Raw genomic sequence first — 25,948 nt, forward strand, 5'->3', positions numbered from 1 at the left:
ATGCCCGGGCCGGCCTCGTGGCGTTGTCGACGTCGTCCCCGGTGGTCACCTCCGCAGGCGGCCGGCACCGGGGAGGGTGAGCACCACCTCGGTCCCCGGTTCGCCGGTGGACGGGGCACCCATGCTCAGCCCACCGCCGAGCTCACTGGTGACCAGCGTCCGCACGATCTGCAGCCCCAGGCCCTCGCTGGCGGTCACGTCGAAGCCCTCGGGCAGGCCCTGCCCGTCGTCCCGCACGCGGACGACCAGGTCCTCCCCGTCGCGCTCGGCGACCAGCTCGATGCTGCCCGGGCTGCCGTCCGGGAAGGCGTGCTCGGCGGCGTTGTGCAGCAGCTCGGTGACCGCCAGGACCAGCGGGGTGGCCGCGACGGCCGGCAGCTCGCCGAACTGGCCCAGCCTGCGGGTCCGCGCCGCGGGGCCCACCGAGGTCAGGTCGCCCAGCATCGGCAGCACCTGGTCGAGGACGTCGTCGACGTCCACGACGTCCTCACGGCTGCCGGCCAGGGTCTCGTGCACCACCGCGATCGACGCCACCCGCCGCACCGACTCCTCCAGCGCTTCCCGGGCGGCCGGCTCGGTCATCCGCCGCGCCTGCAGCCGCAGCAGCGCTGCGACCGTCTGCAGGTTGTTCTTCACCCGGTGGTGGATCTCGCGGATGGTGGCGTCCTTGGTGAGCAGCGCCCGGTCCCGGCGGCGGACGTCGGTCACGTCGCGCACCAGCACCAGCGCCCCCTCCTCGCCGCCGGGGGCCTGCAGCGGGAGCGCCCGCACCAGCAGGGTGGCCGCCAGCCCCTCGACGTCCATCGGGTCGGGGAACCGGCCACCCACCGCGGCCCGGATCCCCGCGGCCACCGCCTCGCCGGCCACCCGGTCGGCCGCCGCGTCGCGCGTCAGCCGCGCGAGGTCGGCGCCGACGACGTCCCCGGTCACCCCCATGCGCCGGTAGGCCGACAGCGCGTTGGGGCTGGCGTAGGCGGCGCGCCCGGCCCCGTCGAGCCGCACCAGGCCGTCACCGACCCGGGGGCTCATCTCGGCGTCCAGGATCTTCTGCGGGGGGAACGTACCGGCCGAGACCATCAGGCAGAGGTCGGCGGCGATGTCGAGGTAGGTCAGCTCCAGGGTGGACGGCGACCGGGTGACGGCCAGGTTGGTGTCACGGGCCAGGACGGCGACGACGACGCCGTCGTGCCGCACCGGGATCACCTCCCGCCGCCGCGGCGTGGAGCCCGACCAGTCCGGTTCCCCCTCGGTGACCGGGCGGCCCTCGCGGTGGGCCACCTCGAACGGCTCCGCGGCCGGCCCCTGCACCTCCGAGCCCACCAGGTCCTCGGGCTGGCTGGTCGGCGCGGTCAGCGGCCGCACCTGGGCGACGCACCACCAGGCGCCGGTGGGCAGCGGCACCCACAGTGTGAGGTCGGCGAAGGAGAGGTCGGCCAGGAGCTGCCAGTCGGCCACCAGCCGGCGCGCGTGGTCGACCTGGGCGGGGGCGGACGCCGAGCCCCGGGTGAGGCGTTCGGAGAGGCTGTTCATGGTGTCCCCGAGCGTAGAGACAGGCCCGCCCACCCCACCGTGGAAGGGACGCCTGCTCGAGGGCCGCACCTAGGCTCGGGGGCGTGGTCTCCCCCGCCGACGCGTCGTCCCTGTCCATCGAGCCGGCGCGTCCCGAGGACTTCCCCCGCATCGCCGAGCTGACCGTGCGCGTGTACGTCGACGGCGACCTGGCGCCGCCGGAGTACGTGCCGACCCTGGCCGACGTCGAGGGGCGGGCGTCGCACGCGGAGCTGCTCGTGGCCCGCGACCCGGGCGGGCGGGTGCTGGGCAGCGTGGCGCTGGTGCTCTCCGGCGACTTCGGCGAGGTGGTCGAGTCCGACGACGAGGCCGCGTTCCGCATGCTCGTCGTCGACCCGGCCGAGCGGGGACGGGGCATCGGCGCACGGCTGGTGACCGGCTGCCTGGAGCGGGCTCGAGCGGCCGGCAAGCGACGGATGGTGCTCTCCACGGACCCGCGGATGACCGCGGCCCACCGGCTCTACGAACGGCTGGGCTTCACCCGGCTCCCGGAGCGGGACTGGTCGCCCCTCCCGGGGGTCGACCTGAGGGTCTACGCCCGCGATGTCTGACGGGGGACGCTCTCGCAGGGCCCCGCTCAGCGGCTGACGGCACCGGACGGCCTCCGCCCCCGGTCCGCTCCTCGGTCGCCGGCGCTCCCTGCGATGCTCCCGGCGGCGTCAGCCGTCGACGGTGGCGATGAGGTCGCCCTCCTGGAGCACCTCGCCCTCCACGACGTGCAGCTCGCGCACCGTGCCCCCGCGCTCGGCGAGGACGGGGATCTCCATCTTCATCGACTCGAGGATCACCAGGGTGTCGCCGGCCGCGACCTGGCTGCCGGGTTGGACGAGCACCTTCCAGACGCTCGACACCATCTCGGCGTGGATCTCCTCGACCGCCACCTGCACCTCCCGCGCTGACCTGCGGACCATCCAAGCACGGAGCCGGAGGGGCATCGGCGCCGTCCTCGGCGCCCCGGGACGCGGGGAGGTCGCCGGTCAGGCCCCGGGGCGGGGGTGGCCGGTGGCCAGCCGGTCCAGCACCGGGCAGATCTCGGCGCCGTCGTGCGGCACGCCGGTCTCCGGCAGCCCGGTGAGCAGGTCACTCGCGGCCCGGGCGGCGGTCGCGGTGTCGGGCGCGCCGGCGCTGACGGTGGCCAGCAGCGCGTCGTACCAGCCGTCGAGCCGGTCACCGGGCTCGTAGCCGCTGACCGCCACCACCTCGACGTCCGCGCCGCGCCGGCGCGGGCCGGACTGCGGCAACCGGCCGGTGACCCGGCCGGCCGTGCCCGGCGGCAGGGTCGACCGCAGCTGGACGGCGACCGCCTTGCGCGGTGCCCGTCCCGGGGGCGGGTCGGAGGCGGCCCGGCCTCCGGCGGCGCTGCGCAGCGCGAGCTCGACGGCGTCCACCCCGTGCGCGCGCTCCAGCACGGCCATGTCGAGGGAGAACCCGGCGGCCACCTCGGCGAGCTCGCCGTCGGGTGCGATCCCGACGGTCACCAGGCCGCGCCAGCCCACCTCGGCCAGCCGCTTGGCGGCGGCGGGCAGCTCGACCGGCTCGTCCGGCGTCCAGGAGACGCGGGCGATGCCGGCGGCCCGGTCGCGGCAGACCGGCGTGGTGACGTGCAGCCCCCCGTCGGTGACCCAGGCGAGGAAGCCGCGCTCGCTGGCCGGCTCGACCCCGTCACCGCCCAGCCGCTCCAGCACCGCGGCCGACGGCCCCACCCAGGTGAGACCGGCGGCGACGACCGCCCCGGCGAGCCGGGCGTTGCCGGCCAGCGCCGGAGGCACCGGCAGGACGGCGGTGACCCCGCTGCGCCGGGCCGCCTCCACGATCCGGTCGACGGCCAGGTAGGACTCCGCGGCGGGCGCCGGTCCGAGCAGGATCGCGTCGTCGGCCAGCCGGACGTGCCGGGCCGAGCGGTCGGCCTCGGAGTGGACGGCGACCGTCTTGACGTCCAGGCGCGAGCAGGCAGCCATCACCGCACAGGCCGCAGGGCCCCGCCCCGCCACGAGGACGCTCTCGATACCCACCTGTGCCACCGTGCCGACCCTTCCCAGTGCGCGCTGCTGCCCTGCCCCAGCCTGACCCGCGACGGGGCTGCCCCGCCACAGGGGGGTGGCGGGCGGCGTCGTGAGAGGCTGGAGGGGTCAGCTTGACGGGTCTGCCGGTCCGCGTTCCCGCGGCCCCGGCGCCCGCAGGGATCCAGGGGCCCGCGACCGGGCCCGCAGCAGCGACGAGGAGAGGAGGGCAGCGATGTCCAAGCGTGGACGCAAGCGGCGCTCCCGCAAGGGGAACAAGGCCAACCACGGCAAGCGGCCCAACGCGTGACGACCGCCCCGGGAGCACCGAACGAGCGCCAGCGAGTGAGGACCGGACCGGGGCGCCGAGTCACGCCGATGGACACCGCCTGAGCCAGGCCCCGGGACGGGCCGGCACAGACGACGACAGCGCCCCACCGCCCGGAGGCGGTGGGGCGCTGTCGTGACGTCAGGCGGTGGGGTGCTCCTGCGTCCGCTCCACGGTCAGCTTCTCGACGCTGACCTGGGTGCCGTCCTCCTCGAAGGAGACGGTCGTCAGCTGGAACTTGATCCGGTCCCGCAGCCCCGGCGGCGGGGCGTCGCCCCCGCACCGGCGGCGGACCAGCGCCTTGAACTCCTGCTCGATGCCGAACTGGCGCAGGCAGGGCGAACAGTCCTCGAGGTGCTCGGCGATGACGTCACGCCGCGCCTCGTCGGTCTCGTGGTCGAGGAACTCGAACACGTGGGACAGGACGTCGTCGCACGAGTTGATCTCGATCGGCTCGCCGGCCTGCGGGGCGTCGTTGCCCATCAGTGGCTCGCCTCCTCACCGGCTCCGGCGCGGACGAAGCCGCGCTCGCGTGCGTAGTCGGCCAGCAGCTTCTGCAGCCCGCGTCGACCGCGGTGCAGGCGGGACATCACCGTGCCGATGGGCGTGCCCATGATCTCGGCGATCTCCTTGTAGGCGAAGCCCTCGACGTCGGCGAGGTACACCGCCAGCCGGAAGTCCTCGGGCAGCTGCTGCAGGGCCTCCTTGATGTCGGAGTCCGGCAGGTGGTCCAGTGCCTCGATCTCGGCCGACCGCAGGCCGCTGGAGCTGTGCTCCTCGGCGGCGTAGAGCTGCCAGTCCTGCACCTGGTCGGTGGGATACTGCTGCGGCTGGCGCTGCTTCTTGCGGTAGCTGTTGATGTAGGTGTTCGTCAGGATCCGGTACAGCCAGGCCTTGAGGTTGGTGCCCTCGGCGAACTGGTGGAACGCCGAGTAGGCCTTGACGAAGGTCTCCTGGACGAGGTCCTCGGCGTCGGCCGGGTTGCGGGTCATCCGCAGGGCCGCCGGGTAGAGCTGGTCGAGGTAGGGCAGGGCGTCGCGCTCGAACCGGGCGTCACGTTCGGCGCGGGTCTCGGCCACCTCGGTCCGGCTGCCGCCCTCCCGGGCCTCGGGCACCTCCACGGGCGCGGTGGCGGCGTGCTCGTCCGACTCCACCTGGGGCGTCTGGTCCGCGGACTCCTCGGGCACCGACCGTCCTCTCTGCGGTCCCCGGATGCGGGTTGCCGCCTCGGCCGATCCTAGCCGCGTGGCGTCGGGGCGGCCCGGGGGGCGCCGGTGCGCGACCCGCTGGCGGGCGCTGGTGGAGAGGGTGCTGCTCACGGCCTGTCCAACCGCACCGGAGCGGGGCTCCATTCCCTCCGCGGCCGGGATCACGGTCGACCTGGCTAGGCTGCGGCGCCGTGGCGGCGACCCCCGCGGTGCGGGCCCTGGAGAAGGCCCGCGTGGCACACACCCTGCACCCCTACGACCCCGAGCACCCCTCCGACCAGGGGCACGGCGAGGCGGCGGTCGCCGCACTCGGCGCCGACCCGCGGCAGGTGTTCAAGACTCTGGTCACCCGCGTCGACGGCACGCTCACCGTCGCCGTCGTCCCGGTGAGCGGCAGCCTGGACCTCAAGGCCCTGGCCGCCGCCGCCGGTGGCCGCAAGGCGGCCATGGCCGAGCCCGCCGACGCCGAGCGGACGACGGGCTACGTGCTGGGCGGGATCAGCCCGCTGGGCCAGCGCAAGGCCCTGCCCACGGTCGTGGACGAGTCCGCGCTGGAGTTCCCGACGGTGATGGTCAGCGCCGGCCGCCGCGGGCTGCAGGTGGAGCTGGCCCCGGCCGACCTCGTCCGGCTGACCCGGGCGCGCACGGCGCGCATCGGCCGCTGACCTGCACGCGGAGGCCCCGACCGGCACCCCGGTCGGCACTCGGCCGACGATCAGCCGACACCCGGCCGACGATCATGGAACTGCGGCACCGACACGCCGGCCGTCAGCGGCGTGTCGGCTCCGCAGTTCCATGATCACCGCCGGCAGGGGCGCCCCGTCGTCTGCGGAGGACGTCGTCCGAGCTCGCGGCGGCGAACTGCGCGGGGCCGGCTACGAGCCCGGGCTCGTGTAGGTGGTGAGCAGCTGGTCGACCGGCGCGTGGTCGTCGGTGAGCACGTCGGCGCCCCCGATGAAGGCCGTCAGCTGCTCTCCCCCGGCAACCTCCCATGCGAGGTCCTGCTCGCGCAGCGCGGCGTCGATCGCGTCGGCCGGCAGCGGACGCCGGGAGGCGACCGCGACGACGTTGCCGCCGTCGTCCCCGGCCAGCACGGGCGCGCGGGCGAGCAGGAGCACGTGCGGGAAGACCTCGCGCAGCGTGGCCAGCTCGGCCTTGACGAAGCCCAGAGGCGGACGGTCGATGAGGTTGGCGACGTACACGCCGTCGTCGGTGAGGGCGTCGTCCACCAGCTGCAGGGCCTCGACGGTGGTCAACTGCCACGGCACCGACAGGCCGCCGAAGGCATCGCCGACGACGACGTCGCGCTCCCCCGGCGTCTCGTCGGCCAGGCCGACGCGGGCGTCGGCCACGCGCACCCGCAGCGCGTCGGACTCCTGCAGACCCAGCTGCTCGCGGTCCATGTCGACCACGCCGGGGTCGACCTCGAGCACCAGGCTCTCGGTGCCCGGCCGCGTCTCGGCCAGGTACCGCGGCAGGGTCAGGCCGCCGCCGCCGAGGTGCAGCGCGGACAGCGGCCGGCCCTCGGGCGAGGCCCCCTCGATAACCGCGGCGATCGCCCGCACGTACGCGAACTCCAGGTGGGTCGGGTCGGCGACGTCGACGTAGGAGTGCCGCAGCGTGTCCAGCACCAGCACGCGGCCGGTCTCCCGTTCCGGATCGGCGACCACGCGCGCGCAGTGGTACGCGGTCTCGGACTGGCAGGGCGACGGTGCCACGGCGGCCAGCAGCGACCCGACGACGGCGAGCAGCAGCAGCGCGACAGGCACCCGCCCCGCCCCTCCGGAGGACCGCCGGCGCAGCAGGACCCCGACGGCCACGCCGACCGCCACCGTGACCAGGCCGGTGCCGACGAGGATGCCGCTGGTCGGGAACACCGCGACCAGCAGGAACCCGGTGACGAACGTGGCCGCGATGCCGCCGAGCGTGCCGATGCCCGACAGCCGGCCGACCACCGAGCCGGTCTCCTCCAGGCTGGCCAGCTGCAGCTTGACCACCATGGGCGGCACCGCGGACAGCAGCGCCGCCGGCACGACGACGGCGACCGCGGCCAGCAGCAGCACGCTGCCCGCCTCCGGCCCGGTCAGCCACGACCCGGCGAAGCGCACCAGCGGCAGGACGGCGACGACGAGCGCGCCCCCGGCGACCAGGAGCGGGGCGATCATCCGGCGCGGGTCGGTGCGGTCGGCGGCCGCGCCGCCCGACCACGCGCCGAGGGCGATCGCGGCCAGCGCGAAGCCGATGACGGCGGTGTTGGTCTGCAGGGTGATCCCGACGTAGGGCGCGATCAGCCGGAGCCCGGCGATCTCCAGCACCAGCACGGCGCCGGAGCTCAGGAACGTGACGACCGCGGCCACCCACGTGGGCAGCGCACCCGCCGGGGCCGCGCGCTCCACCGGCGGCGGCAGGGTCTCCTCGGTGCCCGCCACCTCAGAAGAGGGCGGGCTGGTCGGCCGGCGGGCTGACCGTGTCCACCCGGGCCTCGAGCTCCGGGCCGTTGTTGTGCACGTTGTTCACGGCCGTGCCGACCGGCCGCAGCTCCAGGCCCTCGACCAGCTCCGGCGGGGTCGGCGCGGCCAGGGCGTCGACGTCGTCCCGCGCGGGGTCGAGCCAGTCGGCCCAGCGCTCCCGCGGCAGGACCAGGGGCATCCGCTCGTGGATCTCGGTCAGCGCCCCGACGGCGGGCTCGGTGACGATCGTGCAGGTGTAGAGGCGGTCCTCGCCCTTCCCCCACACCTCCCACAGCCCGGCGAAGGCGAGCACCGAGCCGTCCTGCGGGGTGATGTAGTACGGCTGCTTGCCCGGCTTGTCCAGCCGCTTGGCCCACTCGTACCAGCCGTCGGCGGGCACCAGGCAGCGGCGGGAGCGGGCCGCGGAGCGGAACGCCGGCTTCTCGGTCAGCGACTCCACGCGCGCGTTGAGCATCCGGTTGCCGACCGAGACGTCCTTGGCCCAGGAGGGCACCAGCCCCCAGCGGACGGCGCGCAGCTCGCGGTGCCCCTCCCCGGTGGGCCGGCCCTCGGGGTCGCGCTCCTTCTTGTGCCGCACGACGTAGACGTCCTTGGTCGGGGCGACGTTGTAGTCGGCCGGCAGCGCGGACTGCCCCTCGGCGCGGACCGCCTCGAACTCGAGGACGAGGTCCTCGGGACGGCGGCTGGCGGCGTAGCGGCCACACACGGCGGCACTCCTCCCTGCGGGCGGACGGCGGGCGGCGGCCCGGCGGACCGTGATCACGAGCCTAGAGCGCCCCTCCGACATCCGCCGTCCCCTGCGCGTGCCCCGGGGGGCGAGGGGTAGGACGGGGAGCGGACACAACCGGACACCGCGACGGAGGACACAGGGCAGTGACCACCACCGAGACCGCCCCGGCCGGCAAGACCGCCAGCAGCACCGGCGACCGGCCGTACGCGACCGTCAACCCGGCCACCGGGCAGACCGAGAAGGAGTTCCCCTTCCTCGACAGCACCGAGGTCGACGGGGTCGTCGAGCGGGCCCACGCCGCCTTCCAGGAGTGGCGCCGCCGGCCCGTCGAGGAGCGCGCCGCCGTCGTCGGCCGGATCGGCGAGCTGGTGCGCGAGCGCCGCGACGAGCTCGGCGCCCTCGTCACCCGCGAGATGGGCAAGCCCGTCCGCGAGGCCACCGGGGAGGCCATGCTGGTCGCCGGCATCTTCGGCTACTACGCCGAGAACGGCCCGCGCTTCCTGGAGCCCCGGCCGATCGACGTCATGGACGGCGAGGCGATCGTCGTCAACGAGCCGACCGGCGTCCTGCTGGCCATCGAGCCGTGGAACTTCCCGCTGTACCAGGTGGCCCGCGTCGCGGCGCCCAACCTGGTGCTGGGCAACGCGATCCTGCTCAAGCACGCGGAGAACAACCCGCAGACCGCGCTCGCCCTCGAGCAGCTGTTCCACGACGCCGGCGTCCCCGAGGGCGTCTACACCAACCTGTTCCTGCGCATCTCCGACGTCGAGAAGGTCATCGCGCACCCGCACGTGGCCGGCGTGACGCTGACCGGCAGCGACCGGGCCGGTAGCGCCGTGGCCTCGCTCGCGGGCAAGTACCTGAAGAAGTCGGTGCTCGAGCTCGGCGGCAGCGACCCGTTCATCGTGCTCGACGCCCCCGAGGTGCAGCAGACGGTGAAGGCCGCGGCGATGTCGCGGACGATGAACGCCGGCCAGGCGTGCATCGCCGCCAAGCGGTTCATCGTCATGGACGACGTCTACGACGAGTTCGTCAGCGGCCTCGCCGAGGTCTTCCGGGGCCTGCAGCCGGGCGACCCGAACGAGCCCTCCACCCGGCTGGGCCCGCTGTCCTCCGAGCGCGCCGCCGCCGACCTCACCGCGCAGGTGCAGGACGCCGTCGACAAGGGCGCGACGGTGCTCGCCGGCGGCGGCCGCCCCGACCGCGAGGGGGCGTACGTGCACGCCACCCTGCTGGCCGACGTCACCCCGGAGATGCGGGCCTACCGCGAGGAGCTGTTCGGCCCGGTGGGTGTGGTGTACCGGGTCTCCAGCGAGGAGGAGGCGGTGCGGCTGGCCAACGACACCCCGTACGGGCTGTCGGCCACCGTCTTCAGCAGCGACGTCGAGCGCGCCCGGGAGGTCGCCGACCAGGTCGAGTCCGGCATGGTCTGGATCAACTCGCCGTCGGGCACCTCGCCGGAGCTGCCCTTCGGCGGTGTGAAGAACTCCGGTTACGGCCGGGAGCTCTCCGAGCTGGGCATGTTCGAGTTCGCCAACCGCCGCCTGGTGCGTGTGGCGGGGGCGAAGAAGGCCAAGCCGGCGGACGCGGCCGCCGCCGGCTGAGCACTCCCCTCCCCTGTCGCGCCGGCCGGAGGGTCGGCGCGACAGGGCAGGATGGACCCATGAGCCAGGTCTGGACGACGCCGCACCGCAGCACGCCGGTGGACGCCGTCGTGGCCCTGCCCGGCTCCAAGTCGCTGACCGCCCGCGCGCTCGTGCTCGCGGCGCTGGCCGACGGGCCCAGCCGCCTGGTGCGCCCGCTGCGGGCCCGTGACACCGACCTCATGGCCGCGGCACTGCGGTCGCTCGGCGTCGGGGTGACGCCCGACGGCGACGACTGGCTGGTCACCCCCGGGGAGCTGCGCGGCCCGGCCGAGGTCGACGCCGGACTGGCCGGGACGGTGCTGCGGTTCCTGCCCCCGGTCGCCGCCCTGGCCTCCGGTCCCGTGCAGCTCGACGGCGACCCCCGGCTGCGCGAGCGCCCCAACGCCGGGCTCGTCACCGCGCTGCGCGACCTGGGTGTCGAGGTGGACGACGGTGGCCGCGGCCGGGCCCCGTTCACGGTGCACGGCACCGGGCGGGTGCGCGGCGGCGCGGTGACCGTGGACGCGAGCGAGTCCTCGCAGATCGTCTCGGGTCTGCTGCTGGCCGCCGCCCGCTTCGACGAGGGCATCGACCTCGCCCTGGCCGGCGGGGTGCCCTCGATGCCGCACGTGGAGATGACCGTCGAGTCGCTGCGGGAGCACGGCGTCGGGGTGACCGCCACCGACCGGGGCTGGCGGGTGGCCCCCGGCCCGATCGCCGCCCGCGACGAGGTGCTGGAGCCCGACCTGTCCAACGCCGCCCCCTTCCTCGCGGCGGCGCTGGTGACCGGCGGTCGGGTCACCGTCCGCGACTGGCCCTCGGCGACCACGCAGCCCGGCGGGCAGCTGGACCGCCTGCTGACCTCGATGGGCGCGTCGGTCGCGCGGGTCGACGACGGGCTGCAGGTCACCGGTTCGGGCACGGTGCGGCCGCTGGTCGCCGACCTGGGTGCGGTCGGCGAGCTGACCCCGGTGCTGGCCGCGCTGTGCGCGCTCGCCGACGGGCCCTCACGGTTGACCGGTGTCGCGCACCTGCGCGGTCACGAGACGGACCGGTTGCAGGCCCTCGACGAGGTGCTCACCGCCGTGGGGGCGACCGTTGAGCAGCTGCCCGACGGGCTGGCCATCACCCCCGGTCCCCGTCGTCCGGCCCGGCTGGACTCCTACGCCGACCACCGCATGGTCATGGCCGCCGCCGTCCTCGGGTTGGCGATCGAGGGCGTCGCGGTCGCCGACCCGGGTGCGGTGACCAAGACGCTGCCCGACTTCGTGCAGCGGTGGACGTCGATGCTGGAGGTCGAGCGCTGAGCCGCCGGAGCGGGGGGCGGCGCCGGCCCGGGGTCGCGCCGTGAGCCGCCGCAACGACCGCCGGATGGACGAGGACGACGTCCGGGTCCGGCCCAACCGGCGCGGGTCCCGGCCACGTACCCGCACCCGCCCGGCGCACTCCGACGCCGTCCCGGGCCTGGTGGTCGCGGTCGACCGCGGCCGCATGACGGTGCGCGTCGAGGGGCCCGACGGCGCGCCGGTCGAGGTCACCGCGATGCGGGCCCGCGAGCTCGGCCGGCACGGGGTGGTCGTCGGCGACCGGGTCCGGGTCGTCGGCGACACCAGCGGCCGGCCCGACACCCTCGCCCGCATCGTCGTCATCGAGGAGCGGACGACGTCGCTGCGGCGCACCGCCGACGACACCGACCCGACCGAGCGGGTGGTGGTGGCCAACGCCGACCAGCTGGTGATCGTGACCGCGGTCGCCGACCCCGACCCCGCGCTGGGCTTCCTCGACCGGTGCGTGGTCGCGGCGTACGCGGGCGGCCTCGAGCCGCTGCTGTGCCTGACCAAGACCGACCTGGCCAGCCCCCAGCCGCTGCTCGACCGCTATGCCGGTCTGGAGGTGGACGCCGTCCCGATGTCGCGGGAGACGCCGCTGGACGAGCTGCTCGCCCGCCTGGAGGGCCGGATGAGCGTGCTGGTGGGCCAGTCCGGTGTCGGCAAGTCGACCCTGGTCAACCGCCTCGTGCCCGACGCCGACCGGGCGACCGGCGAGGTCACCAAGGTGGGCAAGGGCCGGCACACCTCGTCGTCTGCGGTGCTGCTGGACCTGCCCGGTGGCGGCACGGTCATCGACACCCCGGGCATCCGCTCGTTCGGCCTGGCGCACGTCACCGCGGAGGACGTGGTCGCCGCGTTCGACGACGTCGCCGAGGCCGCCGTCGACTGCCCGCCGGGGTGCGGGCACACCGCCGACGACCCCGACTGCGCGCTGGACGCCTGGGCCGACGCCGGCCCCCCGGCCCGCCGCGAGCGGCTGGAGAGCCTGCGCCGGCTGCTCGACGCCGTCGGCCAGCTCGGCCCCGGCTACTGAGAGGACGCGCTGCCCCCACCGCTCGCAGGCTCGCCGCGGGACCCTGCAGGGGGCCGTCAGGGGAACAGCGCGTCGTCCATCGGCTCGTCGACGGCCTCGATCCGCAGGTCCAGCCCGGGGGCCAGGCTCTCCGGGTCGTCGATCCACACGCAGACACCGGTGCCCACGTCGAGCCGCACGCGGTACCGCTCGGGGTACTCGGCCAGAACCGCGTCCACACCGCCTGCAGCGGCCTCCCCCTCGTCGACGTGCCGCGAGCGGAGCAGCGTGCAGCAGGTGCAGCGCGGGTCGTACGCCGGCGTCGTCGCGACCAGCGCCTCCCACGCCGGCCGGCCGCCGTGCTCGACCTCGGTCACGGCGTCGATCTCGGTGCCGGGGAGGTCCGCCGTCCCGCTGTCGGGATCGCGGCCGTCGGCGAGCTCGACCGGGTCGAGCATCGCGACCCAGTCGTAGCTCTGGTACATCGGCGCGTCGTAGGAGAGGTCCTCGGGGCGGCGCGCGACCAGCCCGTCGGGCCGGTACACCGGCGGTGGACCGTCGGCCGGCCAGGGCAGCGTGACGGTGCGGCCGCCGTCCGACATGAGGACGCCGACCCGCTGGGGCTGCTCCCGCACCACCTGCAGGAGCCGCCCGTCGAGGGTCTCCACCCGGACGACGTCGGGGCGGCGCACCCGGGCCCGCAGGGTCTCCGGCCGCCACGGGTTGCCCGGCCACCGCACGGTGAACCGCAGCGTCGACCAGCGCCACGGCGAGGACCGGGCGAGGGCGCGGAAGGCGTCGGCGTCGGGCACCGGGCGAGTCTGCGCGCCGACCACCCGCGCCGACCAGCGAGTTCTCCCGCCCCCCGACCGCCCGGCAACGATCATGAAGCCCGGGAACCGACCCGCCGTCCCTGGGCGGCGCGCACCGTCCCGGACTTCATGATCGTCGGGGTGAGGGGATCTCAGACGTCGACCCAGCCGCCGGTGCGCCAGTAGAGGCCCGCCTCGCGGGAGAGCAGCCCCTCGTCGACCAGGTACCGGCGCAGCGCGGCGGTGTCGGGGTGCCAGACCGCCAGCAGCGCGTTCACCTCGCGCTCGGGGTAGCGGACGCCGACCTCGAACACCCGCACCAGGTGCTCGAGCACGATCCGGCGCTTGCTCTGCTGGGCGGGGACGGAGACCAGCCGGCCGTCGCGGACGAACGCGGACAGGACGGCGTCCTCGGCCGGGTCGTCGGAGAGCGGCGCGGGCGGCGGCGCGGCCTCCGCGGCGGCGCGCGCGGCGGCCCCGAACCGGTCGGTCAGCAGCTCCAGCTCGTGCCGGTCGCGGCGCACCAGGCCGGTGCGGGCCAGCCGGCGGGCGGCGAGGGCGACGTCCTTGAGCGGGAGCCCGGAGGCCTGCGCGACCTCCTCGATCGTGCCGGCGCCGAGGGCGAGGGCGGCGACCACCTTGAGGCGGGCCGGGTCGGCCAGCAGCCCGGCGATCGTCGCGGCGTCCACACCTGCGACGGTATGCCGCGGCCCGGCCGTGGGTAGGCCCGGGACATGGTGAGCCCCATCGACATCCAGAAGGCCCTCAAGGGCATGGACTACCCGGCGACGAAGGACCAGATCCTCGAGCACGCCAAGGGCGGCGACAAGGACGTGCTGGACGCGCTCTCGAAGATCGAGGACCGCGAGTACGAGGGCCCCAGCGGCGTCAGCTCCGCGGTGTTCGACTGAGCGCCCGCTAGGTTCGGTGCCCATGACACCGGGCCGGGACTACACGGGGGACATGCACCTCGCGCACGTGCTCGCCGACCAGGCCGACTCGATCAGCATGGACCGGTTCCGCGCGCTGGACCTGCAGGTCGACACCAAGCCGGACCTGACGCCGGTCACCGACGCCGACCGCGCGGTCGAGGAGCAGCTGCGGATCACGCTGGCCCGGGCGCGCACCCGCGACGCCGTCCTCGGCGAGGAGATGGGCGTGACCGGCCACGGGCCGCGCCGCTGGGTGCTCGACCCGATCGACGGGACGAAGAACTTCGTCCGCGGCGTGCCGGTGTGGGCCACCCTCATCGCGCTGTTCGACGGCGACGAGCCGGTGGTGGGGCTGGTGTCGGCCCCGGCGCTGAACCGCCGCTGGTGGGCGGCCAAGGGCGTGGGCGCCTGGACCGGCCGGCGGCTGGAGTCGGCGACGCGCTGCACCGTGTCCCAGGTGGGCGCGCTGGGCGACGCGAGCCTGAGCTACTCGAGCCTGTCGGGCTGGGAGGAGCGCGGGCTGCTCGACGGCTTCCTCGGCCTGAGCCGGGCGATGTGGCGGACCCGCGCCTACGGCGACTTCTGGAGCTACGTGCTGCTCGCCGAGGGAGCGGTCGACGTCGCCTGTGAGCCGGAGGTCTCGCTGTGGGACCTCGCCGCGCTCGACGTCATCGTGCGGGAGGCCGGTGGCCGGTTCACCGACCTCTCGGGCGCCCCCGGTCCGGCCGGTGGCAGCGCCCTGGCCACCAACGGCGTGCTGCACGACGCGGCGCTGCACCTGCTCCAGCCGCGCACCTGAGCCCCCGGCCGGCCCCGCGGGGCCGGCCGGCGACCTTCGTCAGTGGCCGGTGCCCCAGCCGCGGTCCTCGGTGCCGCGTCCCCGGCCGCTCTGGAAGCGGCGGCGGGCCTCGTCGATCTTCGCCCGGGTCCTCGGGTCCTTGGCGAACTGCTGCGCCTTCGCGGTCGCCTGCGCGATGACCTGCCGGCCCTGGGGGGTGTTGGCGAACTGGGTGAGCTTGGTGAACAGCGACGCCATGTCGCGATCTCCTCCTCGTGATCGGCGCGGGACTCGCCACCTCAACGACCTCCGTGCGGGAGCCGTTCCCTCCGCTCCTTCCCCCGCGTCGCCGGGACGACACCGGAGGTGACCGGCGGGACGCCGGTCACCTCGGGCCGTGTGCGAAGCCGCCGGTGCGGCCGTTGCGGTCGGCCAGCAGCCCGGCCAGGGTGCTGACCGCGATCTCGGCGGGCGTGCGGGAGCCGATGTCGAGCCCGATCGGCCGGTGCACGCGGGCGCCCTCCTCCGGCGGGACGCCGAGGGCGGCCAGCGCCGCGACGTGCGGGCCCTCGTGCCGGGGGTTGCCCATCACGCCGACCCACCGCACCGGCCGGGCCAGCGCGTCGCGCAGCACCTCGCCGAGCTCGGGGCGGTGGTGGTCGGTCACGACGACGTCCGCGCCGGCCAGGTCGCCGTCCAGCTCGGCGAGGGTCGTGACGGCACCCCCGCGGGCCGGGTCGGGGTCGAGGACCACGGTGCGGAAGCCCAGCTCCGGCGCCCACCGCGCGAGGACCTCGGCCACCGGCGAGGCGAAGACGGCGACGAGGGTGCGACCGGTGACCTCCGGGGACGGCGCCCCGTGGGCCACGCCGCAGTTCGGGTCCACGCTCATCGCGCACGCTCGGGGCTGTCGCCGTAGGTGTAGGACGCGTCGGCGTACCGGCCGCCCTGGGCCACCCCGGGTGGGGCGATCGCTGACAACCGGGCCAGCTCGTCGGCGGACAGCTCGACGGCGGCCGCGCCGGCGTTCTCCTCCAGGTGGGCCCGCCGCTTCGTGCCGGGGATCGGGACGACGTCCTCGCCCTGGGCCAGCACCCACGCCAGCGCCAGCTGTCCCGCGGTGCAGCCCTTCTCCTCCGCCAGTTCTCGCACGGCGTCGACCAGCCGCAGGTTGGCGGCGAAGGCGTCCCCGGTGAAGCGCGGGTGGCCGCGCCGGAAGTCGTCCTCGGCGAAGTCCTCGGGGCTGGTGATCGCCCCGGTGAGGAAGCCCCGGCCGAGCGGGCTGAACGGCACGAGCCCGATCCCGTGCTCGCGGGCGACGGCGAGCACCGTGTCCTCACCCGCCCCACCACCCCCGGCCACCTCGAGGTCGCGGGTCCACAGCGACCACTCGCTCTGCAGCGCGGCGATCGGGTGGACGGCGACCGCGCGACGGATCGACGCGGCCGACGCCTCCGACAGCCCCAGGTACCGGACCGTGCCCTGCTGCACCAGCTCGGCCATGGCGCCGACGGTGTCCTCGATGGGCACCCGCGGGTCGACCCGGTGCTGGTAGTAGAGGTCGATCACGTCGACCCCGAGCCGGCGCAGGCTCGCCTCGGCGCACGCCCGCACGTTCTCCGGCCGCCCGTCGATCTCCATCCCGCCGTCCCGGCGGCGCAGCGAGAACTTGGTCGCCAGCTGCACCTCGGCGCGTCGGCCGGCGATCGCCTCACCGACCAGCTCCTCGTTGTGCCCGTCGCCGTACACGTCGGAGGTGTCGAGGAAGGTGACGCCGAGGTCGAGCGCGCGGTGGATGGTCGCGAGGGACTCGCCGCGGTCGGCGGCGCCGTAGCTCTGGCTCATCCCCATGCAGCCGAGGCCGAGCGTGGAGACGACCAGGCCGTCGCGGCCGAGCGTGCGGGTACCGACGGGGGGAGGAGAGGTCACCCCCGCATCCTCGCCTCGCCCCGCCCGGCACCGCCACCGCCGGCCGGCGGCGTCCTCCCTCAGCCCGGCGGCCGCAGGAGCACCGGCAGCTGTTCCAGGCCGTGGACGATGACGCTGCGCCGGTGGCGCAGGTCCTCCGGGGGCACGGCCAGGCGCAGGCCGGGGAACCGGTCGAGCAGCGACCGCAGGGCGACCTCCCCCTCGAGCCGCGCGAGCGGGGCACCCAGGCAGAAGTGCAGTCCGTGACCGAAGGCGAGGTGCCCTCCGGGATCGCGGTCGGGGTCGAGCAGCTCGGGCCGGTCGAAGCGGCCCGGGTCACGGTTGGCCGCGCCCACCGACAGCGTGACCACCGCGCCGGCGGGGATGGTGGTGCCCGAGTACTCGACGTCCTCGGCGGCGAAGCGCATCGGGGCGTTGTGCACGGGGCCGTCCCAGCGCAGGAACTCCTCGACCGCGGCGGGGATCCGCTGCGGGTCGGCGAGCAGGTGCTCGCGGAGCGCCTCGTCGGTGGCGACCCCCAGCACCGCGTTGCCGATGAGGTTGGCCGTGGTCTCGTGGCCGGCGATGAGCAGCAGCACGCCCATCGCGACGACCTCCTCGGTGCTGAGCTGGTCGCCGGCCTCGGACACCTCGACGAGGGCCGAGATCAGGGCGTCGTCCGGGGTGCGCCGCTTGGTCTCGACGAGGGCGTAGAGGTACTCCGCCAGCCCCGCGGTGGCCTGCTGCTCGTCGACGTCGTCGTGGTCGTCGACCAGCGCGCGCGACCAGGTGCCGAAGGCGTCGCGGTCGGTGTCGGGCACCCCGAGCAGCTCGCAGATGACGGCCATGGGCAGCGGCACCGCGTAGGCGGCGAGCAGGTCGACCGGCTCCCCGTCGGGCACGGCGTCGAGCAGGCCGGCGGCCAGCGCCTCGATGCGCGGGCGCAGCTCGGCGGTGCGCCGCGGGGTGAAGGCCCGGGAGACCAGGCGCCGCAGGCGGGTGTGGTCGGGCGGGTCGAGCAGGATCATCATCGAGCCGAAGGGCCCCGGCAGACGGGGGGCCTGCGCGCGGACCTCCGGGGGCAGGGTCGCGCGGTGGTCCTTGACCAGGCGGGGGTCGGTGAAGGCCGCGCGGACGTCGTCGTACCGGGTGATCATCCACGTGGTGCCGCCCCGGGGCAGCGCCACCTCGCGCACCGGGGCCTGCTCGCGCAGCCGCTCGTAGGCGGGGTACGGATCACGCCAGAAGGAGCCCTCGAAGACCGAGTCGTCGACCGCGGTCACCTCGCGCTGCCCTGCCTCAGCCGGCTCATCGCCCCAGCGTCGGGGCCGGGGGCCCGGGCGGCAAGGCGGGGCCCGCGTGTCGGCGTCGTGGTCAGCGGCGCGACAGGCCGTCGATGCGGGCGACCTCGTCCTCGCTCAGGGCGAAGCCCCCGATCGCGAGGTTGGCGCGGATCCGCTCCGGCGTGGCCGACTTGGGGATGACGACGACGCCGTGCTCGACGTGCCAGCGCAGCACCACCTGTGCCGGGGTGACGCCGTGCGCGTCGGCGACCTCGCGCAGCACCGCGTCCCCGAGGTCGGTGTTCTTGAACGGGCTGTAGCCCTCCAGGACCACCCCGCGCTCCCGGTGCCCGGCCTCGACCTGCGCGTCGTACTTCGCCGGTGCCCAGCTGACCTGGTTCACCTGCGGCGTCACGCCGGTCGCCTGCGTCAGCCGGTCGACCTGCTCGAGCGAGTAGTTGCTGACCCCGATCGCCCGGGCCCGCCCGGCCTCGCGGGCGGCGACGAAGCGCTCCCACACGTCCTCGCCCGCGCCGCCGGGCGGCCAGTGGACCAGCCACAGGTCGACGGCGTCCACGCCGAGTGCGGCCAGCGACGCCGACAGGGTCTGGTCGGCGCGGCCGGCCTCCCGCGGCGGCAGCTTGGTGGTCACGAAGACCTCGTCCCGGTCGAGGCCGGAGTCGCGCAGCGCGCGCCCGACCTCGGCCTCGTTGCGGTACATGGTCGCGGTGTCCAGGTGCCGGTAGCCGGCGTCCAGGGCGGTGCGGACGGCGTCGTAGCAGGTGGATCCGGTCATCTGCCAGGTGCCGAAGCCCAGCAGCGGCATGCTGCCGCCGCCGGGGAGCGGCGCGGCGGGGACGGTCTCGGTCATGCCACGCCCGTGCCCGACACCGCGCGGGACGACACCCGGCGCGGGCCGGTCCCGTCTGGTGGGATGGACGGCGACGGGCCGGCGACCGACCGGCCGAGGAGGGCCTCCCGTGCAGTACGCCGAGTCCGTCGTCGACCTGGTCGGCAACACCCCGCTGGTGCGGCTGACCTCGGTCACCCGCGACCTGGGTCCCGACGCGCCGCTGGTGCTGGCCAAGGTCGAGTACCTCAACCCCGGCGGGTCGGTGAAGGACCGGATCGCCGTCCGCATGGTCGACGCCGCCGAGGCCAGCGGCGCGCTCCGGCCGGGCGGGACCATCGTGGAGCCGACCAGCGGCAACACCGGCATCGGCCTGGCCCTGGTCGCCCAGCAGCGCGGCTACCGCTGCGTCTTCGTCTGCCCGGACAAGGTCGGCCAGGAGAAGATCAACGTGCTCAAGGCGTACGGCGCCGAGGTGCACGTGTGCCCCACCGCCGTCGACCCGGCCGACCCGCGCTCCTACTACTCGCTGTCCGACCGGCTGGCCCGCGAGCTGCCCGGCGGCTGGAAGCCCGACCAGTACTCCAACCCGGCCAACCCGCAGTCGCACTACGAGACCACCGGCCCGGAGATCTGGGCGCAGACCGAGGGGCGGGTCACCTGCTTCGTCACCGGCGTCGGCACCGGCGGGACGATCAGCGGCACCGGCCGCCACCTCAAGGAGGCCTCCGGGGGGCGGGTGCGGGTGGTCGGCGCCGACCCCGAGGGCTCGGTCTACTCCGGGGGCACCGGCCGGCCCTACCTGGTCGAGGGCGTCGGGGAGGACTTCTGGCCGTCGGCCTACGACCCCTCGGTCGCCGACGAGATCATCGCCGTCAGCGACGCCGACTCCTTCGCCATGACCCGCCGGCTGGCCCGCGAGGAGGGGATGCTCGTCGGCGGCTCGTGCGGGATGGCCGTGGTCGCTGCGCTGCGCGCCGCCGCGCGCCTGACGGCGGACGACGTCGTCGTCGTCCTGCTGCCCGACGGCGGCCGCGGGTACCTGAACAAGATCTTCAACGACGAGTGGATGGCCGACTACGGCTTCCTCGAGGAGACCGGCGGGGAGAGCGTCGGCGAACTGCTCGTCACGAAGTCCGGCGCCACCCCGCAGCTGGTGCACACCCACCCCAACGAGACGGTGCGCGAGGCGATCGACATCCTGCGCGAGTACGGCGTCAGCCAGCTGCCGGTGGTGCGGGCCGAGCCCCCCGTCACCGCCGGCGAGGTGGTCGGGTCGGTGTCGGAGAAGGTGCTGCTGGACGCGCTGTTCGCCGGGCGGGCGAACCTGTCCGACCGGGTCGAGCGGCACATGTCCGCGCCGCTGCCGATCATCGGGTCCGGCGAGCCGGTGAGCGCCGCCGTCGCCGCCCTCGGCGAGGCCGACGCGCTGCTCGTGCACGAGGACGGCAAACCGGCCGGCGTCGTCACCCGCCAGGACGTGCTCGGCCACCTGGCCGGCCTCGCGCCTACGGTGGCGCCGTGAGCTCCTCCCCGCGGCTGCCCGGCTTCAACACCCGCGCCATCCACGCCGGGCAGGACCCGGACCCCGCCACCGGCGCGGTCATCGTCCCGGTGCACCTCACGACGACCTACAAGCAGGACGGCGTCGGCGGGCTGCGCGGCGGCTACGAGTACAGCCGCAGCGGCAACCCCACCCGGACGGCGCTGCAGGAGGCGCTCGCCGCCCTCGAGCAGGGCCGGCACGGGATGGCCTTCGCCTCGGGGCTGGCCGCCGAGGACACCCTGCTGCGCACGGTCTGCGAGCCGGGCAGCCACGTCGTGCTCGGCGGCGACGCCTACGGCGGCACGTTCCGGCTGATCTCGAAGGTGGCCGCGCGCTGGGGCCTGGAGCACACGCCGGCCGACCTCAACGACGTCGACGCGCTCCGGGCGGCGATCCGGCCGACGACGCGGGTGGTCTGGTGCGAGACGCCCACCAACCCGCTGCTCAACATCGCCGACATCGCCCTGGTGGCCGAGGTCGCGCACGAGGCCGGCGCGCTGCTGGTCGTCGACAACACCTTCGCCTCGCCCTACCTGCAGCAGCCGCTGACCCTGGGCGCGGACGTCGTCGTGCACTCGACGACCAAGTACCTGGGCGGGCACTCCGACGTCGTCGGCGGCGCCCTCGTGGTCGGGGACGACGCCGACCTGGCCGAGCGGCTGGCCTTCTCCCACAACGCGATGGGCGCCGTGGCCGGCCCGTTCGACTCCTGGCTGGTGCTGCGCGGCCTCAAGACCCTCGGCGTCCGGATGGACCGGCACCAGGCCAACGCCGCCCGCATCGCCGAGTTCCTCCTCGGCTCCCCCGCCGTGACCTCGGTCCTCTACCCCGGGCTGCCCGACCACCCCGGCCACGACATCGCCGCGAAGCAGATGTCCGGCTCGGGCGGGATGCTGTCGTTCCGGCTGGCCGGCGGGGAGGACGCGGCGCTGCGGGTGTGCGAACGGGCGCGGGTGTTCACCCTCGCGGAGTCCCTCGGGGGTGTGGAGTCGCTCATCGAGCACCCGGCGCGGATGACCCACGCCAGCGCCGCCGGCTCGCCGCTGGAGGTGCCCGGCGACCTCGTGCGCCTGTCGGTCGGCATCGAGGACGTCGAGGACCTGCTGGCCGACCTGGAGCAGGCCCTGGCCCCCTGACCTCCGGGTCACACCGCGGGCGCGCGACGCCGGATCACCTCGGTGCGGTGAGGATGCGCGGCCCCTCGTCGGTCACCGCGACGGTGTGCTCGACGTGGGCGGCCCGGCTGCCGTCGGCGCTGCGCAGCGTCCAGCCGTCGGCGTCGACCTTGTAGTCGTCGCTCCCGCCGGCGAGGAACCACGGCTCGATGGCGATGACCAGCCCAGGACGCAGCGGGACCCCGCGACCGGGGCGGCCCTCGTTGGGCACCGACGGCGCCTCGTGCAACGACCGCCCGACGCCGTGGCCGCCCTGGTCGGTGTTGATGCCGACTCCCCCGGCCCGGCCGACGGCGCCGATCGCCGCGGAGATGTCACCGACCCGGTTGCCGACGACGGCCGCGGCGATCCCCGCCTCGAGCGCCCGCTCGGTGGTGGCGACCAGTTCCAGGTCCTCGGGGCGGGGCGTGCCCACCGGGAAAGTCGTCGCGGCGTCGCCGACCCAGCCGTCGAGGGTGGCGCCGGCGTCCACGCTGAGCAGGTCGCCGTCGGACAGGACGTCGGGCGTCGGGATGCCGTGCAGCGCGACGTCGTTGACCGACAGGCACACCACGCCGGGGAACGGCGGCGTCGTCGGCAGGGGCGCGTAGCCGAGGAACGGGGACGTGGCACCGGCGTCGGCCAGCACGTCGCGGGCCACGGCGTCGAGCTGGCTGAGCCGCACGCCCGGGGCCGCGGCCGCACGCACCGCGGCCAGCATGTCGGCCACCACCGCTCCCGCGGCGCGCATCGCGTCCAGCTCGCCCGGGGTCCGGAGTTCGATCACGCCGTCATCCTGTCGCGCGGTGCCGGCCGACCGGCCACCGGATCCGCCCGCCGGCGAGCCTCAGCCCTGCGGACGGTCGACCAGGTCGGCGTAGTCGGGGTGCCGGTCGACCCAGGCGGCGATGAACGAGCACCGGGGGACGGCCCGCAGGCCCCGCGCCCGGACGTCGTCGAGCGCACCCCGGGCCAGGGTGCTGCCGACGCCGTTGCCCTCCTGGGCGGGGTCGACCTCGGTGTGGGTGAACACGACCCGGTCCCCCTCGCGCTCGTACGCGGCCAGGCCCAGGACCCGGTCGCCGTCGCGGACCTCGTAACGACCTGCCCCGGGCACGTCCCGGACGGTGAGCTCCATGCGACCGGCAACCCCGTACGCCGCGGCCCTGTTCCTCACTCGGTCAGGGACAGGGCCGTGGTCGGGCACTGGGCGACGGCGTCCCGGACGGCGGCCTCGTCCTCCGCGCCCGGCTCCGGCCGCAGCACCGCCACCACGCCGTCGTCCCCGACCTCGAAGACCTCCGGCGCCAGGACCTCACACTGGCCGGAACCGATGCAGCGCTCGCGGTCCACGACGACGCGCATCAGGCGACCCCGGACAGCCGGGCCGGCAGCCGCTTGACCCCGTTGACGAAGGAGGAGCGCAGCCGGTCCGGCGGGCCGGTGACCTCCAGGTCGGGCAACTGGTCGAACAGGGCGCGGAAGGTCACCGCGATCTCCCGGCGGGCCAGGTGCGCGCCCAGGCAGAAGTGCGGGCCGCGCGAGCCGAAGCCGACGTGCGGGTTCGGGTCGCGGGCGAGGTCGAAGACCTCCGGGTCGCGGAAGACGGCGGGGTCCCGGTTGGCCGCGGCGTAGAACAGCAGGAACTTGTCCCCGGCGGAGAACCGGTGGCCGTTGACCTCACCGTCCCGGGTGGCGGTCCGCCGCATCCAGGTGACCGGGCTCGCCCAGCGCACGACCTCCTCGACGGCGGTGCGGTCCAGCCCCGGGTCGGCTCTCCAGCGGGCCCGCTGCTCCGGGTGCTCGGCGAGGGCGAGGACGCCCTGGGAGATGGCGGTGCGGGTCGTCTCGTTGCCGGCGACCAGCAGCAGGATGAAGAACGACGCGATCTCCTGGTGGGTGAGCCGCTCCCCGTCGACCTCGGTGGTGACCAGGGCCGTGGTGAGGTCCTCGCGCGGCTCGGCCAGCCGCTCGGCGGCCAGGCGCTCCATGAGCGCGGCCAGCTCGATCCCGGCCTGGAGGACGGCGGTCATCGGGTCGTCCTGGTCCTCGACCAGCTCCGGGTCCCCGCCGGAGAGGATGACGTTCGAGTGGGCCAGGACCATGGGCCGGTCGGCGTCGGGGATCCCCATCATGTCGCAGATGACCCGCAGCGGGATCGGCGCCGCGACGTCGGCGACGACGTCGATCCGCCCGTCGTTCGCCTCCGCCGTCCGCCGTGTCCGCGCCAGGACGTCGTCGACCACGGCGCGCACCGAGTCCACGGTCCGCTCGAGCATCCGCGGCGTGAAGGTCTTCGACACGATCCGCCGGATCTTGGCGTGCCGCGGGTCGTCCATGCTGATCAGCGAGCCGTAGAACTCGTTGAGCTCGGCCGGGATGTCCTGGATGGACACCGCCCCCTCCCCCGAGCAGAAGACCGCCGGCTGGGAGCTGATCGCCTCGACGTCGGCGTACCGGGTCACCGCCCAGTAGCCGGGGCCGGTCGGCAGCATCGGGATCTCGGGCTCGGCGAAGAAGGCGAACGGCCGATCGCGCCGGAGCGCGGCGAAGGTGGCGTACCGCTCGGCCGCCGGGCGCAGCCACCAGTCCCGGTCGGAGAGGTCCAGGCTGTCCAGGTCGATGCTGTCCGGGTCGACGGTGCCCGGTGCGGTGGCCTCGACGGTCACGGGTCCTCCCCCTGCGAACGGTCAGCGTTGACCGGTCACGCTAGAGAGGGGGTGGCATGACGCACAACACAGCTGGCGCGGAGCCCGGGAACGGCGGAAGGCCCGGTCACCGTGGTGACCGGGCCCTCCGTGGTGGTAGCGGGGACAGGATTCGAACCTGTGACCTCTGGGTTATGAGCCCAGCGAGCTACCGAGCTGCTCCACCCCGCGTCGCACCCCCACCATACACGTCGCCCGGAGAGCCGCCGCCGGGCCCCCGGCACCCGCGCGCGCCTCACCCGATGCACTCGCGTGGCAACCTACAGTCGCGACCGTGGCGGAGGTGGCGACGAGCAGCTTCGTCGGCGACCCGCAGCCGGTGGAGGTCTTCCACGCCGGCGTCTGGTTCCCCGGCGAGCTCCTGGGCTGGCGGTTCGACGAGGCCGGGACCTGCCGGGTGCGCGTCCGCTGCGTGGTCGGCGGCCTGCGGCACACCGCCTGGACCGACCTGGCACACCTGCGCCTGCCGTCGATCACGGACGCCGACGTCCCGCCCCCTGCCGACGGTGCAGGCACTCCCCCGGTCGACGCCCCGCAGCCCCGGCGGCCCGCCGCGGACGGCGACACCGCACGGCACCCGCTGCTGCCCGCGTGGGACCGGCACGAGCACGGCGCCGACCTCCCCCGGCCGCGGCGCTCCGGGCTCGTGGAGTGGCTGAGCGCCACCTGACCGGCTCGCGGGACCGCGCCGCGACGGACCCGTCAGGCCGAGTGCGGGGATCGTGGACGGCTGCACGGCGCCGGCGTCCCGCCTGGAGGGCGGACCCGGTGATCCTGCCGATGCGAACAGCGACGAGCCGTCCCTGGGTTCGTTGCACAGACGACCGCCGACACCCAGGGGAACGCCGTGCAGATCGCCATCCTCCTGTTCGAGCACCTCACCGCACTCGACGCCGCCGGCCCCTACGAGGTGCTCAGCCGCATGCCTGGGGCGCAGACGGTCTTCGTCGGAGAGCGACCGGGCCCCGTCAGCACCGACGTGGGCAGCCTCGCCCTGCACGTGGACGCCGCGCTGACGGAGGTCCCGGCACCGGACGTCGTCCTGGTGCCCGGCGGGTTCGGCCAGACCGCCCTCATGTCCGACGGACCGGTGCACGACTGGCTGCGCGCCGCCGACCGCACGAGCACGTGGACCACGTCGGTGTGCACGGGGTCCCTGGTCCTGGCCGCCGCTGGTCTGCTGGCCGGGCGGTGCGCGACGACGCACTGGCTGGCCGCCGACCAGTTGGCCGGCTGGGGCGCGGTCCGGGCCGACGCACGGGTCGTCGTCGACGGCAGGTACGTCACCGCGGCCGGGGTCTCCGCCGGCATCGACATGGGCCTGACCCTGGTCGAGCGGATCGCCGGGGACGCCACGGCCCAGGCCGTCCAGCTCGGCATCGAGTACGACCCCCAGCCGCCGCACACCGCCGACTCCCCCCGGACGGCGCCGGCGCCGGTCGTCGACCTGGTCCGCTCCCTGGAGGGGACGATCCTCCGCGGCGAGTGAGCCCTCCGGCAGCGGGCCTCGACGAGCCACCCGCCTCCGCAGGACAGGGCGACGGGGCCACACAGCACGGAACCCCGGCCCTCTGACGAGGACCGGGGTTCCGGGTGGTAGCGGGGGCAGGATTCGAACCTGCGACCTCTGGGTTATGAGCCCAGCGAGCTACCGAGCTGCTCCACCCCGCGTCGGTGAGACCACTGTACCCCGCCGTCGGCCG

The 25,948-nt window shown here is 75.2% G+C and carries 30 protein-coding genes and 2 tRNA genes; 12 read left to right on the top strand and 20 right to left on the bottom strand.

Going from position 1 to position 25,948, the window contains the following annotated elements; all coding sequences use genetic code 11:
• Nucleotides 1-45 precede the first annotated feature (45 nt).
• On the bottom strand, nucleotides 46-1,530 hold the full coding sequence (locus ACI79I_RS07310; protein WP_456991642.1) for a sensor histidine kinase: 1,485 nt from the start codon (nucleotides 1,528-1,530) through the stop codon (nucleotides 46-48).
• 83 nt (nucleotides 1,531-1,613) lie between these two features.
• Between ACI79I_RS07310 and ACI79I_RS07315 the strand changes: the two genes are divergently transcribed.
• On the top strand, nucleotides 1,614-2,120 hold the full coding sequence (locus ACI79I_RS07315) for a GNAT family N-acetyltransferase (protein WP_456991643.1): 507 nt from the start codon (nucleotides 1,614-1,616) through the stop codon (nucleotides 2,118-2,120).
• A gap of 108 nt (nucleotides 2,121-2,228) precedes the next feature.
• Here ACI79I_RS07315 and ACI79I_RS07320 read toward each other — a convergent pair whose 3' ends face one another.
• Nucleotides 2,229-2,480, bottom strand: a complete 252-nt coding sequence (locus tag ACI79I_RS07320) for a biotin/lipoyl-binding carrier protein (RefSeq protein WP_456991644.1) — start codon at nucleotides 2,478-2,480, stop codon at nucleotides 2,229-2,231.
• A 66-nt stretch (nucleotides 2,481-2,546) separates the two neighbouring features.
• Nucleotides 2,547-3,581 (bottom strand): biotin carboxylase N-terminal domain-containing protein, encoded by a 1,035-nt coding sequence (locus tag ACI79I_RS07325; protein ID WP_456991645.1) that lies wholly within the window; start codon nucleotides 3,579-3,581, stop codon nucleotides 2,547-2,549.
• Between the two features lie 223 nt (nucleotides 3,582-3,804).
• Between ACI79I_RS07325 and ACI79I_RS07330 the strand changes: the two genes are divergently transcribed.
• A complete protein-coding gene (locus ACI79I_RS07330) occupies nucleotides 3,805-3,879 on the top strand; it encodes a 50S ribosomal protein bL37 (protein ID WP_014377707.1) in 75 nt (24 codons plus the stop codon).
• A 159-nt stretch (nucleotides 3,880-4,038) separates the two neighbouring features.
• Here ACI79I_RS07330 and rsrA read toward each other — a convergent pair whose 3' ends face one another.
• Both rsrA and ACI79I_RS07340 read right to left on the bottom strand, forming a co-directional pair.
• Entirely contained in the window at nucleotides 4,039-4,380 is a 342-nt protein-coding gene (rsrA, locus tag ACI79I_RS07335) for a mycothiol system anti-sigma-R factor (RefSeq protein ID WP_456991646.1), read from the bottom strand.
• Nucleotides 4,380-5,084 (bottom strand): sigma-70 family RNA polymerase sigma factor, encoded by a 705-nt coding sequence (locus tag ACI79I_RS07340; RefSeq protein ID WP_456991647.1) that lies wholly within the window; start codon nucleotides 5,082-5,084, stop codon nucleotides 4,380-4,382. Before ACI79I_RS07340 ends, rsrA begins: the two co-directional genes overlap by 1 nt.
• 212 nt (nucleotides 5,085-5,296) lie before the next feature.
• Between ACI79I_RS07340 and ybaK the strand changes: the two genes are divergently transcribed.
• On the top strand, nucleotides 5,297-5,770 hold the full coding sequence (ybaK, locus tag ACI79I_RS07345; RefSeq protein WP_456991649.1) for a Cys-tRNA(Pro) deacylase: 474 nt from the start codon (nucleotides 5,297-5,299) through the stop codon (nucleotides 5,768-5,770).
• Between the two features lie 210 nt (nucleotides 5,771-5,980).
• Here ybaK and ACI79I_RS07350 read toward each other — a convergent pair whose 3' ends face one another.
• Together ACI79I_RS07350 and ACI79I_RS07355 are read right to left on the bottom strand one after the other, a co-directional pair.
• Nucleotides 5,981-7,534 (bottom strand): fused MFS/spermidine synthase, encoded by a 1,554-nt coding sequence (locus tag ACI79I_RS07350; RefSeq protein WP_456991650.1) that lies wholly within the window; start codon nucleotides 7,532-7,534, stop codon nucleotides 5,981-5,983.
• A 1-nt stretch (nucleotide 7,535) separates the two neighbouring features.
• Complete coding sequence (locus ACI79I_RS07355) at nucleotides 7,536-8,282, bottom strand: SOS response-associated peptidase (RefSeq protein ID WP_456991651.1); 747 nt, start codon at nucleotides 8,280-8,282, stop codon at nucleotides 7,536-7,538.
• A gap of 167 nt (nucleotides 8,283-8,449) precedes the next feature.
• Between ACI79I_RS07355 and ACI79I_RS07360 the strand changes: the two genes are divergently transcribed.
• Genes ACI79I_RS07360 through rsgA form a run of 3 tightly spaced genes read left to right on the top strand, consistent with a single transcriptional unit; the run spans nucleotide 8,450 to nucleotide 12,295 of the window.
• The gene (locus tag ACI79I_RS07360) at nucleotides 8,450-9,910 is read left to right on the top strand and encodes an NAD-dependent succinate-semialdehyde dehydrogenase (protein ID WP_456991652.1); all 1,461 of its coding nucleotides are present in this window, start codon (nucleotides 8,450-8,452) and stop codon (nucleotides 9,908-9,910) included.
• 59 nt (nucleotides 9,911-9,969) lie between these two features.
• Complete coding sequence (gene aroA, locus ACI79I_RS07365; protein ID WP_456991653.1) at nucleotides 9,970-11,238, top strand: 3-phosphoshikimate 1-carboxyvinyltransferase; 1,269 nt, start codon at nucleotides 9,970-9,972, stop codon at nucleotides 11,236-11,238.
• Between the two features lie 40 nt (nucleotides 11,239-11,278).
• On the top strand, nucleotides 11,279-12,295 hold the full coding sequence (rsgA, locus tag ACI79I_RS07370; RefSeq protein WP_456947397.1) for a ribosome small subunit-dependent GTPase A: 1,017 nt from the start codon (nucleotides 11,279-11,281) through the stop codon (nucleotides 12,293-12,295).
• 56 nt (nucleotides 12,296-12,351) lie between these two features.
• On the opposite strand, the gene ACI79I_RS07375 is transcribed toward rsgA, so the two are convergent.
• Entirely contained in the window at nucleotides 12,352-13,086 is a 735-nt protein-coding gene (locus ACI79I_RS07375; protein ID WP_456991654.1) for a hypothetical protein, read from the bottom strand.
• Nucleotides 13,087-13,238: 152 nt separating this feature from the next.
• Nucleotides 13,239-13,775: a DUF2087 domain-containing protein gene (locus ACI79I_RS07380; RefSeq protein ID WP_456991655.1), complete on the bottom strand. Its 537-nt coding sequence runs from the start codon at nucleotides 13,773-13,775 to the stop codon at nucleotides 13,239-13,241.
• A gap of 45 nt (nucleotides 13,776-13,820) precedes the next feature.
• Between ACI79I_RS07380 and ACI79I_RS07385 the strand changes: the two genes are divergently transcribed.
• Together ACI79I_RS07385 and ACI79I_RS07390 are read left to right on the top strand one after the other, a co-directional pair.
• A complete protein-coding gene (locus ACI79I_RS07385; RefSeq protein ID WP_456991656.1) occupies nucleotides 13,821-13,997 on the top strand; it encodes a DUF2795 domain-containing protein in 177 nt (58 codons plus the stop codon).
• 22 nt (nucleotides 13,998-14,019) lie between these two features.
• On the top strand, nucleotides 14,020-14,817 hold the full coding sequence (locus ACI79I_RS07390; protein ID WP_456991657.1) for an inositol monophosphatase family protein: 798 nt from the start codon (nucleotides 14,020-14,022) through the stop codon (nucleotides 14,815-14,817).
• 39 nt (nucleotides 14,818-14,856) lie between these two features.
• On the opposite strand, the gene ACI79I_RS07395 is transcribed toward ACI79I_RS07390, so the two are convergent.
• From ACI79I_RS07395 to ACI79I_RS07415, 5 genes are all read right to left on the bottom strand, one after another.
• Nucleotides 14,857-15,054 carry a hypothetical protein gene (locus ACI79I_RS07395; RefSeq protein ID WP_456947392.1) on the bottom strand — a complete coding sequence of 66 codons (198 nt, stop codon included), beginning with the start codon at nucleotides 15,052-15,054 and terminating at the stop codon, nucleotides 14,857-14,859.
• Nucleotides 15,055-15,181: 127 nt separating this feature from the next.
• Complete coding sequence (locus tag ACI79I_RS07400) at nucleotides 15,182-15,688, bottom strand: XdhC family protein (protein ID WP_456991658.1); 507 nt, start codon at nucleotides 15,686-15,688, stop codon at nucleotides 15,182-15,184.
• Nucleotides 15,685-16,725, bottom strand: a complete 1,041-nt coding sequence (locus ACI79I_RS07405) for an aldo/keto reductase (RefSeq protein ID WP_456991660.1) — start codon at nucleotides 16,723-16,725, stop codon at nucleotides 15,685-15,687. The genes ACI79I_RS07400 and ACI79I_RS07405 overlap by 4 nt, the downstream gene beginning before the upstream one ends.
• Before the next feature lie 59 nt (nucleotides 16,726-16,784).
• Nucleotides 16,785-17,987, bottom strand: a complete 1,203-nt coding sequence (locus tag ACI79I_RS07410) for a cytochrome P450 family protein (RefSeq protein WP_456991661.1) — start codon at nucleotides 17,985-17,987, stop codon at nucleotides 16,785-16,787.
• A gap of 91 nt (nucleotides 17,988-18,078) precedes the next feature.
• Complete coding sequence (locus ACI79I_RS07415) at nucleotides 18,079-18,858, bottom strand: aldo/keto reductase (protein WP_456991662.1); 780 nt, start codon at nucleotides 18,856-18,858, stop codon at nucleotides 18,079-18,081.
• A 109-nt stretch (nucleotides 18,859-18,967) separates the two neighbouring features.
• On the opposite strand from ACI79I_RS07415, the gene ACI79I_RS07420 reads away from it, so the two are divergent.
• Both ACI79I_RS07420 and ACI79I_RS07425 read left to right on the top strand, forming a co-directional pair.
• Nucleotides 18,968-20,362 (top strand): cystathionine beta-synthase, encoded by a 1,395-nt coding sequence (locus ACI79I_RS07420; protein ID WP_456991663.1) that lies wholly within the window; start codon nucleotides 18,968-18,970, stop codon nucleotides 20,360-20,362.
• On the top strand, nucleotides 20,359-21,519 hold the full coding sequence (locus ACI79I_RS07425; protein ID WP_456991664.1) for a cystathionine gamma-synthase: 1,161 nt from the start codon (nucleotides 20,359-20,361) through the stop codon (nucleotides 21,517-21,519). The genes ACI79I_RS07420 and ACI79I_RS07425 overlap by 4 nt, the downstream gene beginning before the upstream one ends.
• A gap of 34 nt (nucleotides 21,520-21,553) precedes the next feature.
• Here ACI79I_RS07425 and map read toward each other — a convergent pair whose 3' ends face one another.
• From map to ACI79I_RS07450, 5 genes are all read right to left on the bottom strand, one after another.
• On the bottom strand, nucleotides 21,554-22,324 hold the full coding sequence (gene map, locus ACI79I_RS07430; RefSeq protein ID WP_456991665.1) for a type I methionyl aminopeptidase: 771 nt from the start codon (nucleotides 22,322-22,324) through the stop codon (nucleotides 21,554-21,556).
• Nucleotides 22,325-22,384: 60 nt separating this feature from the next.
• Nucleotides 22,385-22,675 (bottom strand): GNAT family N-acetyltransferase, encoded by a 291-nt coding sequence (locus ACI79I_RS07435; protein ID WP_456991667.1) that lies wholly within the window; start codon nucleotides 22,673-22,675, stop codon nucleotides 22,385-22,387.
• A gap of 35 nt (nucleotides 22,676-22,710) precedes the next feature.
• Entirely contained in the window at nucleotides 22,711-22,902 is a 192-nt protein-coding gene (locus ACI79I_RS07440) for a ferredoxin (RefSeq protein WP_456991669.1), read from the bottom strand.
• Nucleotides 22,902-24,206 (bottom strand): cytochrome P450, encoded by a 1,305-nt coding sequence (locus ACI79I_RS07445; protein ID WP_456991671.1) that lies wholly within the window; start codon nucleotides 24,204-24,206, stop codon nucleotides 22,902-22,904. Before ACI79I_RS07445 ends, ACI79I_RS07440 begins: the two co-directional genes overlap by 1 nt.
• Nucleotides 24,207-24,339: 133 nt before the next feature.
• Nucleotides 24,340-24,416, bottom strand: a tRNA-Met gene (locus tag ACI79I_RS07450).
• Nucleotides 24,417-24,519: 103 nt separating this feature from the next.
• Here ACI79I_RS07450 and ACI79I_RS07455 point away from each other — a divergent pair.
• The gene (locus tag ACI79I_RS07455; RefSeq protein WP_456991672.1) at nucleotides 24,520-24,915 is read left to right on the top strand and encodes a hypothetical protein; all 396 of its coding nucleotides are present in this window, start codon (nucleotides 24,520-24,522) and stop codon (nucleotides 24,913-24,915) included.
• Between the two features lie 177 nt (nucleotides 24,916-25,092).
• A complete protein-coding gene (locus ACI79I_RS07460) occupies nucleotides 25,093-25,734 on the top strand; it encodes a DJ-1/PfpI family protein (protein ID WP_456991673.1) in 642 nt (213 codons plus the stop codon).
• 105 nt (nucleotides 25,735-25,839) lie between these two features.
• Here the strand turns inward: ACI79I_RS07460 and ACI79I_RS07465 are convergent.
• A tRNA-Met gene (locus ACI79I_RS07465) sits at nucleotides 25,840-25,916 on the bottom strand.
• Between the last annotated feature and the right edge of the window lie 32 nt (nucleotides 25,917-25,948).

It is taken from the genome of Geodermatophilus sp. SYSU D01105, from assembly GCF_054050095.1.

Excerpts from the sequence above, each read along its gene's own strand:
- ACI79I_RS07385 (WP_456991656.1), top strand. The coding sequence starts at position 13,821 with ATGGTGAGCCCCATCGACATCCAGAAGGCCCTCAAGGGCATGGACTAC.
- ACI79I_RS07320 (WP_456991644.1), bottom strand. The coding sequence starts at position 2,480 with ATGGTCCGCAGGTCAGCGCGGGAGGTGCAGGTGGCGGTCGAGGAGATC.
- aroA (WP_456991653.1), top strand. The coding sequence starts at position 9,970 with ATGAGCCAGGTCTGGACGACGCCGCACCGCAGCACGCCGGTGGACGCC.
- ACI79I_RS07395 (WP_456947392.1), bottom strand. The coding sequence starts at position 15,054 with ATGGCGTCGCTGTTCACCAAGCTCACCCAGTTCGCCAACACCCCCCAG.
- ACI79I_RS07310 (WP_456991642.1), bottom strand. The coding sequence starts at position 1,530 with ATGAACAGCCTCTCCGAACGCCTCACCCGGGGCTCGGCGTCCGCCCCC.
- ACI79I_RS07400 (WP_456991658.1), bottom strand. The coding sequence starts at position 15,688 with ATGAGCGTGGACCCGAACTGCGGCGTGGCCCACGGGGCGCCGTCCCCG.
- ACI79I_RS07435 (WP_456991667.1), bottom strand. The coding sequence starts at position 22,675 with ATGGAGCTCACCGTCCGGGACGTGCCCGGGGCAGGTCGTTACGAGGTC.
- ACI79I_RS07390 (WP_456991657.1), top strand. The coding sequence starts at position 14,020 with ATGACACCGGGCCGGGACTACACGGGGGACATGCACCTCGCGCACGTG.
- ACI79I_RS07440 (WP_456991669.1), bottom strand. The coding sequence starts at position 22,902 with ATGCGCGTCGTCGTGGACCGCGAGCGCTGCATCGGTTCCGGCCAGTGT.
- ACI79I_RS07415 (WP_456991662.1), bottom strand. The coding sequence starts at position 18,858 with ATGACCGAGACCGTCCCCGCCGCGCCGCTCCCCGGCGGCGGCAGCATG.
- rsrA (WP_456991646.1), bottom strand. The coding sequence starts at position 4,380 with ATGGGCAACGACGCCCCGCAGGCCGGCGAGCCGATCGAGATCAACTCG.